The 16734-nt window shown below is 32.3% G+C and carries 14 protein-coding genes; 10 read left to right on the forward strand and 4 right to left on the reverse strand.

Annotation, left to right across the window (positions count from 1 at the left end):
* From QZU81_RS08585 to QZU81_RS10930, 6 genes are all read left to right on the forward strand, one after another.
* Window positions 1-370: translation initiation factor IF-2 subunit beta (locus QZU81_RS08585; RefSeq protein ID WP_295591259.1), on the forward strand; the 370-nt coding region annotated here is incomplete at its 5' end.
* Between the two features lie 31 nt (window positions 371-401).
* Window positions 402-1445, forward strand: coding sequence for a 60S ribosomal export protein NMD3 (locus QZU81_RS08590; RefSeq protein ID WP_295591261.1), 1044 nt, complete (start codon window positions 402-404; stop codon window positions 1443-1445).
* Between the two features lie 8 nt (window positions 1446-1453).
* Window positions 1454-2416, forward strand: coding sequence for a tyrosine--tRNA ligase (locus tag QZU81_RS08595; protein WP_295591263.1), 963 nt, complete (start codon window positions 1454-1456; stop codon window positions 2414-2416).
* Window positions 2417-2419: 3 nt separating this feature from the next.
* The gene (locus QZU81_RS08600) at window positions 2420-2629 is read left to right on the forward strand and encodes a hypothetical protein (RefSeq protein ID WP_342764270.1); all 210 of its coding nucleotides are present in this window, start codon (window positions 2420-2422) and stop codon (window positions 2627-2629) included.
* A 222-nt stretch (window positions 2630-2851) separates the two neighbouring features.
* On the forward strand, window positions 2852-3115 hold the full coding sequence (locus tag QZU81_RS08605) for a hypothetical protein (protein ID WP_292823809.1): 264 nt from the start codon (window positions 2852-2854) through the stop codon (window positions 3113-3115).
* Window positions 3112-3387 carry a type II toxin-antitoxin system RelE/ParE family toxin gene (locus tag QZU81_RS10930; protein WP_366514682.1) on the forward strand — a complete coding sequence of 92 codons (276 nt, stop codon included), beginning with the start codon at window positions 3112-3114 and terminating at the stop codon, window positions 3385-3387. Before QZU81_RS08605 ends, QZU81_RS10930 begins: the two co-directional genes overlap by 4 nt.
* A 16-nt stretch (window positions 3388-3403) precedes the next feature.
* Here the strand turns inward: QZU81_RS10930 and tmk are convergent, their stop codons facing one another.
* Window positions 3404-3982 carry a dTMP kinase gene (tmk, locus tag QZU81_RS08610; RefSeq protein WP_292823812.1) on the reverse strand — a complete coding sequence of 193 codons (579 nt, stop codon included), beginning with the start codon at window positions 3980-3982 and terminating at the stop codon, window positions 3404-3406.
* A gap of 79 nt (window positions 3983-4061) precedes the next feature.
* Here tmk and QZU81_RS08615 point away from each other — a divergent pair, with 79 nt between their 5' ends.
* The 4 genes from QZU81_RS08615 to QZU81_RS08630 all read left to right on the forward strand — a co-directional run bounded on the left by QZU81_RS08615 (window position 4062) and on the right by QZU81_RS08630 (window position 12676).
* A complete protein-coding gene (locus tag QZU81_RS08615; protein WP_295591268.1) occupies window positions 4062-6563 on the forward strand; it encodes a U32 family peptidase in 2502 nt (833 codons plus the stop codon).
* Window positions 6563-8983, forward strand: coding sequence for a U32 family peptidase (locus QZU81_RS08620; protein WP_295591270.1), 2421 nt, complete (start codon window positions 6563-6565; stop codon window positions 8981-8983). The genes QZU81_RS08615 and QZU81_RS08620 overlap by 1 nt, the downstream gene beginning before the upstream one ends.
* An 80-nt stretch (window positions 8984-9063) precedes the next feature.
* The gene (locus QZU81_RS08625; RefSeq protein ID WP_295591272.1) at window positions 9064-10989 is read left to right on the forward strand and encodes an endonuclease MutS2; all 1926 of its coding nucleotides are present in this window, start codon (window positions 9064-9066) and stop codon (window positions 10987-10989) included.
* 34 nt (window positions 10990-11023) lie between these two features.
* Window positions 11024-12676: an AarF/ABC1/UbiB kinase family protein gene (locus tag QZU81_RS08630; protein ID WP_295591274.1), complete on the forward strand. Its 1653-nt coding sequence runs from the start codon at window positions 11024-11026 to the stop codon at window positions 12674-12676.
* Between the two features lie 117 nt (window positions 12677-12793).
* Here the strand turns inward: QZU81_RS08630 and QZU81_RS08635 are convergent, their stop codons facing one another.
* The 3 genes from QZU81_RS08635 to QZU81_RS08645 form a co-directional block, all read right to left on the reverse strand.
* Entirely contained in the window at window positions 12794-13612 is an 819-nt protein-coding gene (locus QZU81_RS08635; protein WP_295591276.1) for a hypothetical protein, read from the reverse strand.
* Between the two features lie 143 nt (window positions 13613-13755).
* A complete protein-coding gene (locus tag QZU81_RS08640) occupies window positions 13756-15342 on the reverse strand; it encodes an AarF/ABC1/UbiB kinase family protein (protein WP_295591278.1) in 1587 nt (528 codons plus the stop codon).
* A 662-nt stretch (window positions 15343-16004) separates the two neighbouring features.
* A complete protein-coding gene (locus tag QZU81_RS08645; protein ID WP_295591280.1) occupies window positions 16005-16349 on the reverse strand; it encodes a hypothetical protein in 345 nt (114 codons plus the stop codon).
* Between the last annotated feature and the right edge of the window lie 385 nt (window positions 16350-16734).

Here is a 16734-nt window from a genome sequence, read left to right on the forward strand (position 1 = left end):
CCAATTACCTCCTGAAGTATTTGAACACAAAAGATTCAAAATTCCTAAAGCTTATTCAGATATCCAAGGTAATAGAACATTCATTAAAAACTTTAAAGACGTTGCAGAAGGTTTAAACAGAGATCCGCAACATTTATTGAAGTTCTTAATGAGGGAATTAGGTACTGCAGGAAATATTGAAGGTCAAAGAGCAATTTTACAAGGTAAATTTACACATTACTTAATTAACGAAAGAATTGAGGATTATGTAGACAAATACGTAATTTGCCACGAATGTAACAGACCAGATACTAGAATTATCAGAGAAGGTAGAATATTCTTACTTAAATGTGCTGCATGCGGTGCAACAGCACCTTTAAAATCATTATAAACCTACCTTTTTTCTTATTTTTATTGATATTATGTTTTGTCCGGAGTGCGGAAGTACTGATAAAAAGATGGTTGGAGACATCTGCATAGACTGTTTTTTAAAAGATTTTCAGATGCTTGAACTACCAAACAGAATAGAAGTTCAAATCTGCAGCCATTGCAACAGCAAGCTTGAAGAGGGAAAATGGTCAGAAGAGTTCATCCCTGAAGAAGAAATCATTTACAGAGCGCTCGAAAGAAACATAAAAATAGCTGATGAAGTCTCAAATGAGCATGTTACCCTCGGAATCAATCAGATGAAAGGTACAATAGCCGAATGTACTGTTGAAATTACTGGAGAAGTTGAAGGGACTCAAATTGAAGACACTCAGGATACTGAAGTAAAAATCCTAAAAACTGTTTGTCCAACATGCAGCAAAATACAATCAGGTTACTATGAATCAGTTATCCAATTCAGAGCAGACAACAGAGAAATTAAAGCTGAAGAATATGCTAAAGCAGATGAAATTGTTGAAAGAACTTTGATTAAACAGTCAAAAACTGATAAACTAGCATATTGCCCGCAAATCGCCAAGTTAAAAGAAGGTTATGATTATTATATCGGCTCTTTAAAATCCGGACGTAAAGTTGTTGAAGCGCTGAAAGAAGAATTTGGAGGAGTAATTAAAGAATCTCCAAGGCTGATTAGTGAAGACAAATCAACCGGAAAAGGGCTTTACAGAATTTGGATTTCAATTAGAATTCCCGAGTTTGAAATGGGAGACTTTATCAAATTTGAAAATAAGATTTTATATGTGCATAGCATTGGTAAAAACAGCCTTGTAGGAGAGGAAATTTCAACAAACAAGAAACATAACATCCCAATGAAAAACATGGAAGATGTTGAAGTAGTTAAAAAATCCGATGAAATAGAAACCACTACAGTCATTTCAAAATCTCCACAAATCATGCAGATTTTAGATCCGATTGATTATTCCGCTGTTGATTTGGACATGAAGGATGAATATGCCAAATTTAATGTCGGAGATGAAGTGAAACTTATTAGAATTGACAATAACATTTATTTAATTAGCTAAGTGATAAAATGAATATCGAAGAAAAAATTCAGTTAATCGAAGAAGGAACCCTAGAAGTTATAGATACCGATGAATTAAAAGAAGTTCTTGCAAAAGACGAACCTATAGCTTACACAGGTTATGAACCTTCAGGAAAAATCCATTTGGGACATGCTGTAACTGTGCAAAAACTCAAACAATTGCAGAGCTTAGGTTTTAAAATTAAAATCCTTTTAGCGGATTACCATGCATTTTTAAATGGAAAAGGAACTATTGAAGAAATTGCAGAAACTGCAGAATATAACAAAAAATGTTTCCAAGCTCTTGGCCTTGATGAAACAACCGAATATGTTTTAGGTTCATCATTCCAATTAGAACCTGATTATACTGACAAAGTTTATCAATTAGCTACAATGACTACTTTAAAAAGAGCTAGAAGAAGTATGGATCAAGTAAGTCGTGCAGACGACAATCCGAAAGTAGCTAGCGTTATTTATCCGATTATGCAAACTGTAGATATGGCTGCATTAAATGTAGATATTGCTCTTGGTGGAATGGAACAAAGGAAAATACAAATGTTGGCACGTGAAAATCTAGAAAAAATCGATGAAAACGTTCCTGTATGTATCCACACCCCATTATTGCATGGCCTTGACGGTGACGCTAAAATGTCATCAAGTAAAGGAAACTACATTGCAGTAGATGATTCAGTTGAAGTAATCACTAAAAAAATCAAGAAGAGTTTCTGCCCACAAGGTGAAATTGAAGGAAATCCTATGATTGAAATTGCAGAAACATTTGTATTCCCAAATCAAGATACTTTACTTATTAAAAGGCCTGAAAAATTCGGTGGCGACATCGAACTTACACACGACGAGTTAATCAAAGACTTTAGTGAAGGCAACTTACATCCAATGGATTTAAAAAATGGAATTAAAGATTTCTTAATTGAATTCTTTGCTCCGGTAAGAGAATACATGGAGGAAAACTAAATGGTGGAAGAAAAAGAAGAATTCGAAATGGGCATACCAAATGGTGTCGGCGAAGCTATGCTTGCTCATGCATTCGAAAAATTCGATATTAAATTAGAACAAACTGAATGGGGTCCAAAAATAATTGGAGAATATGATGAGCTTGTAAAAGCAAGAGACTTTTTAGAAAATGCCATTCGTGAAAGATTAGCAGAATTAGAAGGAAATAAATAATTTCCTTAACTTATTTTTTTATTATTTTTAATGTAATTGATTTTACATTGTAAAATTGTTATTTAAATATTAAATTGACATTATTTCTAACAAAAACTTTATAAACATTCTAATTTTACATATTAACTGGATAATAATTAATAATTTAAAAAATCAATTGGTTTAAAATCATTTAGAAAATTATTTATAGTATACTTAGTATACTATAAATTGGTGATTTCAATGATGACTAAAACCATTAAAATTTCAGAAGAAACCCATGAGTTATTATCCGAATTAGCATCAAAAAATGATACTTTTAATGATGTTATAACCTTTTTAATTAATTACTATCGCGAAAATGAAGAGTTTAATGAAAAGGAAGCGGAATTATATAATAAAGACATAGAAAACTTTGAAAATGGAAATTTAAATAATGTGTCTGAAATTACATTATCTGATTTGGAAAAAAGAATATCAAAATTAGAAAATGAGCTTAAAAAATGACATACCAACTATTTGAACATGACCGTGTTAAAAAATTTTTTAAAAAACATAAAAATAACAAAAAATTATTACTTCGAATAACCAGGAAGTATTATGAAATTTTAATTAATCCATATGATACCGAATTTAAGGAGTTAACTAGTACTAAATGCCCTAAATGTCGTCGAGCAAGAGTTGGAAATTACAGAATAATTTTTTATATTTCCGAAAAGAATCATAACATTGAAATTATTGACATTATTCCCAGAAAAAGCAATTACAAAATATTTTAATCTAAATAATATTAATTTAAAGTATGCAATCAGGACAAAGCCCAACATACGGCGCAACAGCTTTTTTTATGTCGGAAGACACTTTATTTACTCCATTATTAGCATCTATAATCTCACAGGTGAATTTCTTGGCTAATTTTAAATAGTTTTCTTTAACACCTGTTAAAAATTCCTCATTTTCAAAGGCATCTTTACCAGATGTCCTTGATACAGATTTAGCAACATCCAAATCAAGCAAAATTAATAAATCTGGTTTTTTAGCATATTTATTTAAAACTTCAATCCAATCGGCATGTTTTTGATATGCAAGAGATGAAATAAATGATCTGTCTGAAATGAAAATTTTTGATTCATCCTCCAATTTATCCATAATCAACATCCTATCTGCTGCAAAAAGAAGGCCTAATGTCATTTGGAACTTGTCCGATTGTGCATCTGGGTGCTGCAACATTTTTCTGATAAGTTTTCCAACTTCCGAATCTGTTGGTTCCACCAATGTTTCAACACTAAATCCATTAGCCTCTAACCATTCTTTCAATAATTTGATTTGGGTTGATTTTCCCGCACCGTCAATGCCTTCAAATACTATGTACATAAAATAGAATATGTTTTAATTTAATATATAATTAATTACAAAAAGAATAATGAATAAATGGTCAAGGTGTAAAAACAAAATGGTTTTAGAAGAATTATTAGCTCCGGCGGGATCATATGATGTATTGGTTATTGCTGTTAATGCCGGCGCTGATGCAGTTTATATTGCAGGACAAAATTACGGCGCAAGAGCGTATGCCAAAAATTTTACAATGGACGAAATCAAAAAGGCTGTCAATTATGCTCATTTAAATGGTGCTAAAGTACACGTTACAGTCAATACATTAGTCAATAACTTTGAGATTGTGGATGTCTTAAAATACTTATTTGAATTATATAAAATAGGAGTGGATGCAGTTATTGTTCAGGATTTCGGATTAATATGGCTTCTAAAAACATTTATACCTGATTTGGAAGTTCATGCATCAACCCAAATGGGATTGAACAATTATTCATCCATCAAATGGGCTTCAAAAAACAATATTAAAAGAGTGGTTTTACCAAGGGAAGTCAACATCACCCAAATCAGAGAAACCCATGACAAACTTAAAAAGGACAATATAGATATGGATATTGAAGTTTTCGGCCACGGAGCACTATGTTACTGCGTTAGTGGAAAATGCTATATGTCCTCATACAACAGTGGAAGAAGCGGGAACAGGGGAGCCTGCGCACAGCCATGCAGAAGGGAATATCGCTTAAAATACCGAGGCTACAATATAGGAAACGGATACCTGCTTTCAACTCATGACCTTGCAACTTACAATCATTTAAATGAAATTTCAGATGCGGGGGTCAAATCCCTTAAACTGGAAGGCAGGATGAAATCCGGCGACTATATCGGAACCATCACTAACAGCTACCGAAATCTTATTGACGGAAACACTGGAGATTATAAGAAAGATTTGCATCTTGTCTTTAACAGACAGTTCACCGACGGATACATGATGGGGGATAAGCCCGGACAGGTAATGGGCAGAGGCCATTCAGGCCATGAAGGTTTGTACATAGGAGACATTACCCACATAGAGGACACTAAAGTCACTATTGAAATTAAAAACAAGGATATTCCAGTTATTTTAGAGCCTGGAGATGGAATCGCATTCAAATACAACGGCAAGATTAAAGGAATCTATTTGGAAAACATCATAAAGCAGGATGAAAATGAAATCATCATTGACACCACCCGTCTTGTTAAAGTTGGAACAGAGGTATTCATCAGCTATTCCAAATCAACACATGACTATTTAAAGCAATTTGAAAAGGAAACCATAAAAAATAATGTGCCCCTTAAGTTATCTCTAACATGGGATGAAGATTTGAACCTGTTTACCAAAGTTGAATATTATCTGGATGATGAACTAATCAATTTCAGGCATAAAACATTAGATAAATTCGAAAAAGCTAAAAACAAGCCAGTGACAGAAGAAACTATTGAAAAACAACTTAAAAAGACTGGCGGAACACCATTTTACATAGACAATATCCGTTTTAATAACATGCCGAAAGATATCTTCATACCAATTCGTGAGATTAACCAAATCAGACGTGAAATATTGGATACAGCTACAGACTTATTGGAGAAACACTATAAGCCAACTAAAAAATCCATTAAGGCCGTGCGTAAAAACTTAACTAAATTCTTTGAAGATTACGAAAATAACGAAGGAAAGATTAAGAAAAAAACTCCAAAATTATCAATATTCATTGATGATATTTCCCAAATCAAAGCCGCTTCAGGATTTGACATAAAAAGAATTTATTTTGATGGAAATTGCCACTATAACAATCCTGAGGATTACTTCGAAAATATCAAAGAGACCCTGAAAAAAGGAAGTCTCATGGCTTCCCCTTCAGAATTCGTTTGGGTTTTATCATCTTTCATCTCTGAAGAGGATGCAATAAAATGCAATGAAATCATAAAGGAACTTGAAGACGAAGGAATCATCATCTCAGTAATGGGGGACTTCCCTGGAATGGGTGAGATATTCGATTGTCCGATTTATGGAAATCATAACTTGAACGTCTGGAATAGTTTCTGCGTGCATGATTTGAATGCATCAGGATTCAAATCACTAATATTATCTTCCGAACTTTCAGGAAGGGAAATTAAAGAAGTCGTTAAAAGGAATCATGACCGAAACATAGACCTGGAAATGATTGTTAATGGAAACTTGGAAGTTATTGTAAGCAAAGATGACTTCACTAACTTAAATGATGGGAAAGACTTTATTATCTCCAATGATGCTGATTATGCTATTTTAGAAGATAAAAAAAGGAAAAAATTCAAATATAAAGTATTTTTCGACTACAACAGACAAAGCCACATCATCAACAAAGACTGCTTATGTCTAATTGAAGAAATAAATGAAATCAGGGAAATGGGATTGGATTCACTTATTCTCGATTGCAGATATTCAAATGAGAAATACACTTCACAAATTCTATCAATTTATAATGAAAGTCTTAAAAACAAAGACCAAGAAGAGTTAACCAAATACAAATACCAAATAATGGACCTGTCACAATCCTACATAAACAAAGGCAATTATATTGAAGGCAGACTACACGAGGACAAATAATGAGAATTCCTGAATTGCTTGCACCGGTCGGATCTATGGAACATCTGAAAGTTGCAATTAATGCCGGTGCCAGCTCTGTTTATCTATCTGGAAAAAACTATGGGGCGCGCAAATTTGCTGAAAACTTCACATTAGATGAAATTGGCGAAGCAGTAAACATTGCCCACATGCACAATGTTAAAGTTTACATCACTGTCAATACATTAATTAAAGAGGATGAATTGGAAAGCGTTGTTGATTACTTATCAAAGTTATATGCAATAGGTGTGGATGCTGTTTTGGTGCAAGATTTGGGACTGATAGAACTGATTAATGAATATCTGCCCAATTTAAAGATTCATGCATCAACCCAACTGACATGTGAAAACCAGCTGAAATTAAATTATCTTGAAAGCAAGGGCGTTAAGAGAGTGGTTCTTCCCCGTGAAATGAGAAAAGATGAAATCAAATCATTGAATACCAATATGGAACTTGAAATATTCGCCCACGGCGCATTATGTTATTCCTATTCAGGACAGTGCTTAATGAGCAGTTTCAAAGGAGGTAGAAGTGGGAACAGAGGAACCTGCGCTCAGCCTTGTCGCCAAAAATATAAAATTGAAGGAATAAAAAAGCAAGATTACTACCTATCACCATGCGATTTAAGCCTATTCGGCCAGCTAAAAGAAATTTCTGAGTTAAACATCAGCTGCATTAAGATTGAAGGAAGAATGCGCAGCAAAGAATACCTGGCTGTTGTGGTAAGCAATTACAGAAAAGCGTTGAACAAATTGAAAAGCGGAAAGAAACTCGAAAGTGAAGAAATAAATTTGGTATTTAACAGAGGATTCAGCCAAGGGCAATTCAACAATTCCTCGAAAAGAAGCATGCGTGCGGGGCATATTGGGCTTAAAATTGGAAAAGTAATTTCAAGCAGCAAAAATCAGATTGCAATCAGACTAAATGATTCAATACAGAGCATTCCTGAAAAAGGTGATGGACTGCTAATAATTAAAAATAACAATGATTACGGACTAGAGATATCCCAAAATCCAATAATAACCACCTTAAACCACTTCCAAAAAGGCAAAAACAAACAGATTAAGGATTTGAGTCGGAAAAATAAGGTTCTGATTGTTAAAAAAGTATGGCAAAATAAAAAAAGCACATTTAACCTGAATGAATCCGCCGTTTATTTAACCAAAAGAAATTCATTATCCAAAAAAGTAAAAGAAATCGAAACAAAAGGCAATAGCTACGTTAAATCCAAATTGGTCTTAACGTTCTCAATCAAAAACAAGTTTCCAAAACTCAAAGGAAAATTAACACTGGCCAACAGGAAAGAAGTTGAGTGCGAAGTTATAGGGAATGCTCCTTTCGAAAAGCCAATCAAAAAGAGCGTTGATAGGGAAACCATCAAAAAGCAACTTTCAAAAGTGGACAATTATCCTTTCCAGATTATACAAATTAACATTAATTACGACGGAACATTATTTATACCAATAAGCAAAATCAACGAACTTAGAAGAAACCTATTTGAAAAACTAGAACATGAAGTGATTAGCCTATACACTCACAAATATAAAAAAATCAAAATTAAGCATGAAAAAGCAAACCTTGAAGAAACAAAGCCAAGCATTTCGTTTTATACAACTAATCTGAATCATTTAAGGAACATCCAAAATGTCAAAAGAGTATATCTGGAAATCCCACCAAAAGATGATGATTTGGATATTTCCTCACAACCCCAACATAACTTAAACCATATGATTAACTTTATTAAAGAAGCCCAGGATATTTCCTATGATAAAGACTATGAATTGATTTGGAAATGGCCGGATATTGCTCATGACAAACTGATAAAAGTTTTAAACAAAGTTAGGGGCATTTTAAATAAAATGAATTATAACCTGCCAATTATGAGCAATTGCTTCAATGGAGAATATGGACCCTACTCAATGAACATTTCAAATACCGCAACAATAAACAGCCTTGAAAACTATAAAATCCTAACAATATCTCCTGAACTCAGAAAAAGGGATTATGAGGAAATCATGAAATACTGTAAAAATCCGGAGAAAATAGAAATATTGGTGCAGGGTTCTGTTGAACTAATGAAAACAAGATATTCTTTACTCAGCAAAAAAGAACTTAAAACAGATTATAAAAACAGTTTAATCGATTTGAACAATAATAAACATCCAATTCATAAAAGCATTTCCGGCGAGGAATTGATAATATTCAGCGATTGCGAACTTTCACTGCTCAGCGAAATATCCCACTTGAAGGAAATCGGCTTTTCTAATTTTTCGATTGATGGGCGATATAAAGACGATGATTATTCTAAAATGGCCGATATTTACAATTTGGCATTGAATAATGAACTTAATGAAAAAGAACTTTTAAAAATTAGTCCTAAAAATATGAGGGGCAACTACTAAATATTACTTTTCAAATGCTCTCGGCAATGTTGAATATATATTAAAAAGAATACTAAGTTGTATGAAGGGGTTTGGTAAAAATGAATGGGGACAAAATTACATTGCAAAACATTAAAGGAATCGGCGATAAAATCTCTGAAAAAATCATTAACAGTGTTGGGGGAGAAGAAGAACTCCAAAAAATAGTTGATAATGTTGATGTTGAAAAAATAGCAAATGTAGAAGGCATAAGCCAAAGAAAAGCTATTGAAATAATGAACCAATTATTGAACAACCAAGAATATGAGTTTATAAAAAGCGATAGGGCAATGGAACTTTATGAAGATATCATAAGCAAAATTTTGTCTTATTCCAACACAACATATTCTAAAAATAGAATCTTATTACTTTCCCCATCAAAAGACATAGATAAAATTAATTCACAGCTTGATTTTGTAATGAATGCAAAAAATCACGTTTCACAACTTCCAATTATCAAATTGAGAGGATTGATGAAAAATCTAAAAGAAGTCGAAGAAGCCAAACCTGAATATGATCCGAGCAAAGCCATTCTTGTTGAAAGTGAAGAGGATAATTCCTACCTTACTGATTTAGGACTGAACCAGTATTATCCAATTATTACTGCAAGCGATTCCCCATTACTCAAAGAAGAGATAATGAATTATGATTTAGTGTTCTATGTTTATTCGCAGGGAATACTTGACTTTGAAGGGATGCCCAACCTTGTAATGATAAACATTGAAGATAATGATTATGAAATTGTTCCTGAAAAAATTATCAACTTCTTTATTCAAAACAAAGAGTTGTTCTCAAAGGTTCACGAAATACAAAAGATTAGAAATCAAGAAAGTGTGCTCGGAGACATCATTCCAATTATCAATGAGCTTAATATAATTGATAAACGGGAAGTGGATATTGAAAAACTTGTTTATTCTCTAAAAGATGATATGGATAATGAATTAGAAAAATCCATTAAACAAGTTGATCTTGAAGGAGATGAAATTCTTAACCTATTAAACAATAACTTCCCACCGAAGATTAGTAAAATATTTGACGAAATTATAAATAAAAGAAAAGAAATTATCCGTGAAAAAACCGGATTAAGTTTCGACCCATTCTTAAGGACCTACCCAATACAAATTGATGATTCAGAAATTCAAAGAGTGACCCTTGAACAATCTTCCAAAAAAGAGAATGACATATTTGATATCAAAAAAAGTGCTGCAATTGAATTAAACTCAATAAAAAGCAAAGCTATCAAAGAAGTTGAAGATGCAATTAAATTTGACTATGAATTCAGTTTAGGCAGCTTTGCATATGAATATGGATTATGCAGACCGGAATTCAGTGATGAAATAAAATTAAAAGGAGCATTGCATCTAGAATTGGCTCTTAAAAAAGATGAAGAATATATTCAAAAAGTGGATTATCAATTAACAAAAGACGAAAATATAGCACTTTTAACAGGTGCAAATAGCGGTGGTAAAACCACCCTTCTTGAAACATTAACACAAATATCAATAATGGCCCAAATGGGACTTCCAGTAAGTGCGGATTATGCTGAAATTAAATTATTTGATGAGATTTATCACTTTTCAAAGAAAAGATCTCTTGATGCTGGAGCATTTGAATCATTCTTAAACGTGTTCATACCAATCGTCACCACAAATAGCAAAAAATTAGTGCTTCTAGATGAACTTGAAGGAATAACCGAACTTGATGCAGCAGTTAAAATCATATCTACATTCATAGACATGATAAAGGAATCAGATTCTTATGGAGTAATTGTTACTCATATGGCTCGTGAATTAATGAATTATACAAATATCCGTGTAGACGGTATTGAAGCTAAAGGATTAGATGAAAATTACAATTTAATTGTAGATAGAACTCCCAAAATGAATTTCCTTGCAAAAAGTACACCAGAATTAATCCTAAAAAGAATTTACGAGAAATCGGATGATGACTTAAAAGTAGTGTATGCAAGAATTTTAGAAAAATTCTAAAATAATATATGCTACTTTTTACTACTTTTAATTAATGAAAGTCAAAGCCAACAGTAGAAATGAAAATATCAAGAGAATAAATGAAATCTACAAAGTTCTTAAGGACAATGATTTTGGATATTTGATAGAAGAAAATACTTTTTTTAGAAAATTTCCCTTCCTTAGGAATCGAAAGGCTGAAAAAGAAGAGACCTATCTAGATGAAACCGCACCAATACGAATGCGCAAAGTATTAGAACAACTAGGTCCCGCATATATTAAATTAGGCCAAATGTTAAGCACCCGTCCAGATTTAGTTGGAATTGAAATTGCCAACGAGCTTCAAAAATTGAGAGATAACACACCAACAACACCATTCAATGAAATGAAAGAATTGATTGAAGAAGAACTTGGCAGCCCATTAGAAGAAATATTTTCAGACTTTGATGAAAATCCACTTGGTTCAGCATCAATAGGTCAAGTATATAGGGCTAAATTAAAAAGCAATAAAGAAGAAGTGGCAGTTAAAGTTCTAAAACCAAATTCACGTGAAATTATTGAATCCGATGTTAAAATAATGAAATTCTTAGCGGAACGGATGAACAAATACATATCCGTTACAAGAACCTACAACCTGCCGGCAATGGTTAGTGAATTTGAAAGGTCAATTTTCAAAGAAATTAATTTTTTAGAAGAATCAATGAACCTCCAAAATCTTTCAAGAAACTTCAGAAGCATTGCTTATATAAAAATACCTGAGGTATATCTTGACTACTGTTCTGAAAAAGTAATTACAATGGAATTGATAACAGGCGTTAAAGTTACAGATTTGATCGAAAATGATTACCCCGACATTGATAAGAAAAAAATAGCAAGCTATGGCGTCAAATCTTATTTTAAACAAATAATGCTTGATGGTTTTTTCCATGCCGACCCTCATCCTGGAAATCTAATTGTGACAGAAGATAAGAAACTATGCTATATTGATGCTGGAATGATGGGCATTTTAAATGAAGACTTTAAAGAAGATTTGGCAGAATTAATATTATTGTTAATAAGTGGCAACACAAACAATATAATCCATCAATTAATCTATATGGGCATCATCACACCCGCACAAAATACTCCTGAATTGCGAGCGGATATTGATGATTTAATGAATTTGTATTATGGGGCGGAATTAAGGAATATGGATGGTGCACTGAAAGATCTGCTGAACGTAATGGTTAAAAATAATGTTATTCTTCCAAAAGAATTTGTTATGATAGGGCGAGGAATAGCCCTTGTGGAGGACACCGGTAAAAAGTTAGACCCTAACTTCAATGCCGCTACTGAATTGAGAAGCTTATCCCGTCAAATAATAACAAATAAATACAAACCAAAAAGAATGGGCAAAGTTAGTTTAAACTATCTATTGCAGTTAGAACATTTGGCAAAAGATTTGCCCGACACAGTTAGAAGTACAGTATCTAAACTAGAAGAAGGGGATATTGAAGTAAAACTAAAACATGAAGAGATTAGTCAATTGACCAACCAATTATCCGTAGCATTGATTATATCCTCATTGATTATTGGATCATCATTGGCCATTATAGGCAATGCAGGCCCTAAATTATTCGGCATGTCAGGAGTCGGATTAATCGGTTTTGTTTTCAGTGCAGTATTGGGTGTTTTCTTAATCATAGAGTATATGGTAGAAAGAGACTAAACTTCTTAAAATTTAGTGAAAATAATTTTATTTTAAAAAATAGATATTAAACGCTTATTGCTAGTTAGAAAAATAATTATTTGACTCGAATTTAAAAAAAAATAGAAAAATAGGATGTTATATGATTAAAACATCCTCTGTATAGGTATTAGTATTTGAATTTCCATTAGCAGTAAATTCTACTGAAATTTGATGTTGACCCAGATAATCATCGGTAATCCAGAATATTGGAGTATCTAAATCATCACCAGTAATTTCATTAAATACTAATTTACCATCAACATACACTAATAAATGCCCATTTGTAAAATCAGACTCATACAACTTGTTAACACCATCAAGTTTCAAAGCATCTCCTTTACATATTGTTTGATTATCCCTAAGTCTTTGGATAATATGTTGAGCATGTTTCTCTACAGGATGGTATGAAACAGGAACATAAGAAGTGCTTGTTACAACTCTAGGAACATTACTTACATCAGAATGAGTTTCAGCAGCAGGATTTGTTGTATTAGTTGCATTAGTTGTGTTATTGCCACCCATTAATTTACTGAAGATATCAATAAGACTTCCAAAGTCAAATGAAGATCCATTTCCAGTACGATTTGTCAAACTACCAAAATCAAAAGATGAAGTTCCATTTCCTGAACGATTTGTCAAACTACCAAAGTCAAAAGTTCCATTTCCTTTTCCAGAACTATTTGTCAAACTACCAAAGTCAAAAGTTCCATTTCCTTTTGTGCTTGTACCACCAGTACCAGCATCACCAGTACCAGTATCATCTTGACCACCAGTTTGGTCATCAGTTGTGTCATCCGTTTCATCATCAGCCTGATTATCAGCTGCATCAGCAGCAACTTCATCTACGGAATCGCTTGATTGTAGTACGACATCAATTGAATCATCAGTGAAATTTGTTGCACTAAAAGCATTCATAGATAAAGATAAAATAATGAACAAAACTAAAATATATTTAATTTTATTATTTATCATGTGAATTCCTCCTTTTTTATTATAAATTTTTTAATATTATCGTGGCAAATATTTTAATTATTTTATATGGCATTATTTTGATAGGTTTAATCCCTAATATAAGTTATAACCAGATACGCTCCAAGAATTGCACTGAATACGAATCCTATAAATCCAATTGCAGAGATATCCCATACTTTTGGACCTTTATCTGCTAAAATTGCAATGGATGAACCTACAAGCAATGCAGATATAATTAATGATATTGACAATTGGTTTTTCAAATCATCCAAACCAGTATGGTTCATGTTCAGTTCCAATTCACCTCTTTCAACTTTATCAAGAGTGCTGTTAAGTCTGTCAGGCAAATCTTTTAATAAGTGTTCAATTTCTACAATGTAGTTAAATCCACCACCTACAAGGTTTCCTGGTTCGAATTTTGACTTAATCATGTCTTTAGCGAATTTTTCAAGTTCTCCTGTGAGATTGAAATGAGGATCCAATTTGTCTCCAGCTTCTTCAATGAGTATCATTCCTCTTCCAATCATTACAAATTCTCTTGGAAGAACAATATTGTGGTTAATCATTACATTCATCAAATCATCAAATATGCCGTCCATTTGGTCCAAATCAACACCAATGTATGCATTTAATAAGTCATCGACATCCTCCCTGAATTCATCGGTGTTCTGTTCCGGAGTGATAATTTTCATGTAAAGCAATTGATTGATTAAATGATGTGAATTTCCATCTAACAGGAGCAATATCAATTGAGCGAAGTTTGATCTGAACTCATCATTTACTACACCCATCATTCCAAAGTCAATGTAACAGAGTCTATTGTCATGGGTTACGAATAGGTTACCTGGGTGTGGGTCTGCATGGAAAAATCCGTCAATCAATACTTGTTTTAAGTAGGATTGGCATCCGTATTGAGCGATTTCTGCATTATTGATGCCTTCAACTTCCTTGTCATATAAATCCGGCAATTCATATCCATCAATGAGCTCCATAGTTATGAGTTTGGAAGAACAATATTCAGGATAGACCTCAGGTATTTTAATATAATCGACTTCTTTGAAATTGTTGGTAATTTTAGTAATATTTTTAACTTCTTCCATATAGTTTAATTCTTTGAAAATTGACCTTTCGAATTCTTTGGCCATTGCCGGCAAGTTGTATACTCTTGATCCTGAAATATGTTTGTCAACAGTTCCAGCCACTTTATTTAATACGACTACATCCGGAGCAATAACCTCCTGAATACCTGGCTTTTGAACTTTAACAGCAACATCCATACCGTTTTCTTTTAATGTTGCCTTATAAACCTGACCGATTGATGCGGAACCAAGAGGCTCTTCATTAAATTCAGAATAGACTTCTTCCAATGGTTGTCCAATTTCCCCTTCAATAACTTCCCTGATTTCGTCAAAAGGAGTTACAGGAGTATTATCCCTAAGCAATTTCAAATCATCAGCAATTTCATTACCGACCATATCCGGTCTTGTAGCCAATAGCTGACCTAATTTAATGAATGCTGGACCCAATTCCTCCATAGCATATCTTAAGTCTGAAATCTCAAAATTTTCATCATCTTTGTTCTCTTTCAATAAACTTGCCAAATGATGCCTTTTTGCAACACCCATAATTTCATCAAAACGCTGCCTTGCAACTTTTTTATCTTCTTTAGCCATTGAATCGCCTCATTAAATAAAAATACTCATTTTTTATATACATTTTTAATAATTTTTTGTTTAAATCCCAATTTGTTCAAAAAATATAATAATTATACTAATTTTTATATAATCATACTATTTTTTGATAGAAAATCAAAACATTACACTTATATTTAAAATTAATTATATATAAATACATATTATTTTTAAGTTAAAAATTGAATTACATTTAAAATTAACATATAAATACTCATATATTAATCATTTTAATAAATAATTATAAAAAAATAATCAAAATAGTAATTTTTATGAAAATACTGTTAAAAATTTAAAAAAATATTCTATTTATTTAACATTCTTACAATTTAGTTTGATTAAACGATATTTTCCTTAAAAGACAGTATGCGAAAAATACAAAAATATAACCCCATGTTTAAAAACAGGAAAAATGACCTTAAAAATAATAACAATGAACATTTTTCATTAAAATTAAATAAATACTGATTGATTAAACTATTCAATAATCAATAAGCATTATCAAAAACATGGATGAAATAACAAATTAAATAGGATTTATTAAAAAAATGGGTTAATAGATTTTGCCACATACCCTACAAAATATAATGTACTTTTCGCCTCTACACCCCATAGTACAGACAATAACCTTGAAATAGTTATGGCTAATCGCAAATGTTTTTTAAAGCAATAATCAAATGATTCATGAAATCGTATCTTGTTTTTTCATCCAATTCAAGAATAGAGAGGTAAGGGTTTAAATCCTCAAGCTCCACCAATAACAATTCGCCATCGTTTGTCCTGCAGGCATCCACTCTTTGGATTCCGTTTTCAATGTCATTCCAAGCAATGAATTTTTCTGCAAATTCCTTGTCGATTTGGCTAAATTCATATTTTTCAAGCTCCCATCGTTTGTCCTTATCCGGAGCATATAATGCATATTCCAAACTGTCATTAATGAAATAGAAAGATACCTCATATTCAAAGTCAACTGCAGGCTGTATTAACATGTTCGCAAGGTCTTTTTCAAATAATTCACTCTTTGTTAAATAATAAACTTGATTAAAAAAATTAGTTTAATAGATTTTGCCTGTATAGTAATTTTAGCCCCTACATTATAATATTTAATATAATTCCACGCAAATAATATTTGGTGTCTTTAAAGTTAACAAATTTATCCTTATTCAATTTTAAAAATCTTTTTTCCATGTTTTTCACTCAAGCATTAAGAGATATCAATTTGAACCACCCCATCCTATAGAGGATGGGGATTCCTGAATTATTTTCACTTAATAAGGTTAATTTAAGTATTTTTTCAGGCTATCCCCGTTGAACCAGCGGTTTAGAATATTAATTGCTGCGTTTGTGTCCCTATCAAGTGTTTTTCCGCATTTT

Origin of the sequence: uncultured Methanobrevibacter sp. (assembly GCF_902770715.1) — an archaeon.
Classification (GTDB): Archaea; Methanobacteriota; Methanobacteria; order Methanobacteriales; family Methanobacteriaceae; genus Methanocatella.

Bases quoted from the DNA above. Each gene is read 5' to 3' on its own strand.
- QZU81_RS08590 (WP_295591261.1), top strand. From the start codon at position 402: ATGTTTTGTCCGGAGTGCGGAAGTACTGATAAAAAGATGGTTGGAGAC.
- QZU81_RS08595 (WP_295591263.1), top strand. From the start codon at position 1,454: ATGAATATCGAAGAAAAAATTCAGTTAATCGAAGAAGGAACCCTAGAA.
- QZU81_RS08605 (WP_292823809.1), top strand. From the start codon at position 2,852: ATGATGACTAAAACCATTAAAATTTCAGAAGAAACCCATGAGTTATTA.
- QZU81_RS10930 (WP_366514682.1), top strand. From the start codon at position 3,112: ATGACATACCAACTATTTGAACATGACCGTGTTAAAAAATTTTTTAAA.
- tmk (WP_292823812.1), bottom strand. From the start codon at position 3,982: ATGTACATAGTATTTGAAGGCATTGACGGTGCGGGAAAATCAACCCAA.
- QZU81_RS08615 (WP_295591268.1), top strand. From the start codon at position 4,062: ATGGTTTTAGAAGAATTATTAGCTCCGGCGGGATCATATGATGTATTG.
- QZU81_RS08620 (WP_295591270.1), top strand. From the start codon at position 6,563: ATGAGAATTCCTGAATTGCTTGCACCGGTCGGATCTATGGAACATCTG.
- QZU81_RS08625 (WP_295591272.1), top strand. From the start codon at position 9,064: ATGAATGGGGACAAAATTACATTGCAAAACATTAAAGGAATCGGCGAT.
- QZU81_RS08630 (WP_295591274.1), top strand. From the start codon at position 11,024: ATGAAAGTCAAAGCCAACAGTAGAAATGAAAATATCAAGAGAATAAAT.
- QZU81_RS08635 (WP_295591276.1), bottom strand. From the start codon at position 13,612: ATGAATGCTTTTAGTGCAACAAATTTCACTGATGATTCAATTGATGTC.
- QZU81_RS08640 (WP_295591278.1), bottom strand. From the start codon at position 15,342: ATGGCTAAAGAAGATAAAAAAGTTGCAAGGCAGCGTTTTGATGAAATT.
- QZU81_RS08645 (WP_295591280.1), bottom strand. From the start codon at position 16,349: ATGTTAATACAGCCTGCAGTTGACTTTGAATATGAGGTATCTTTCTAT.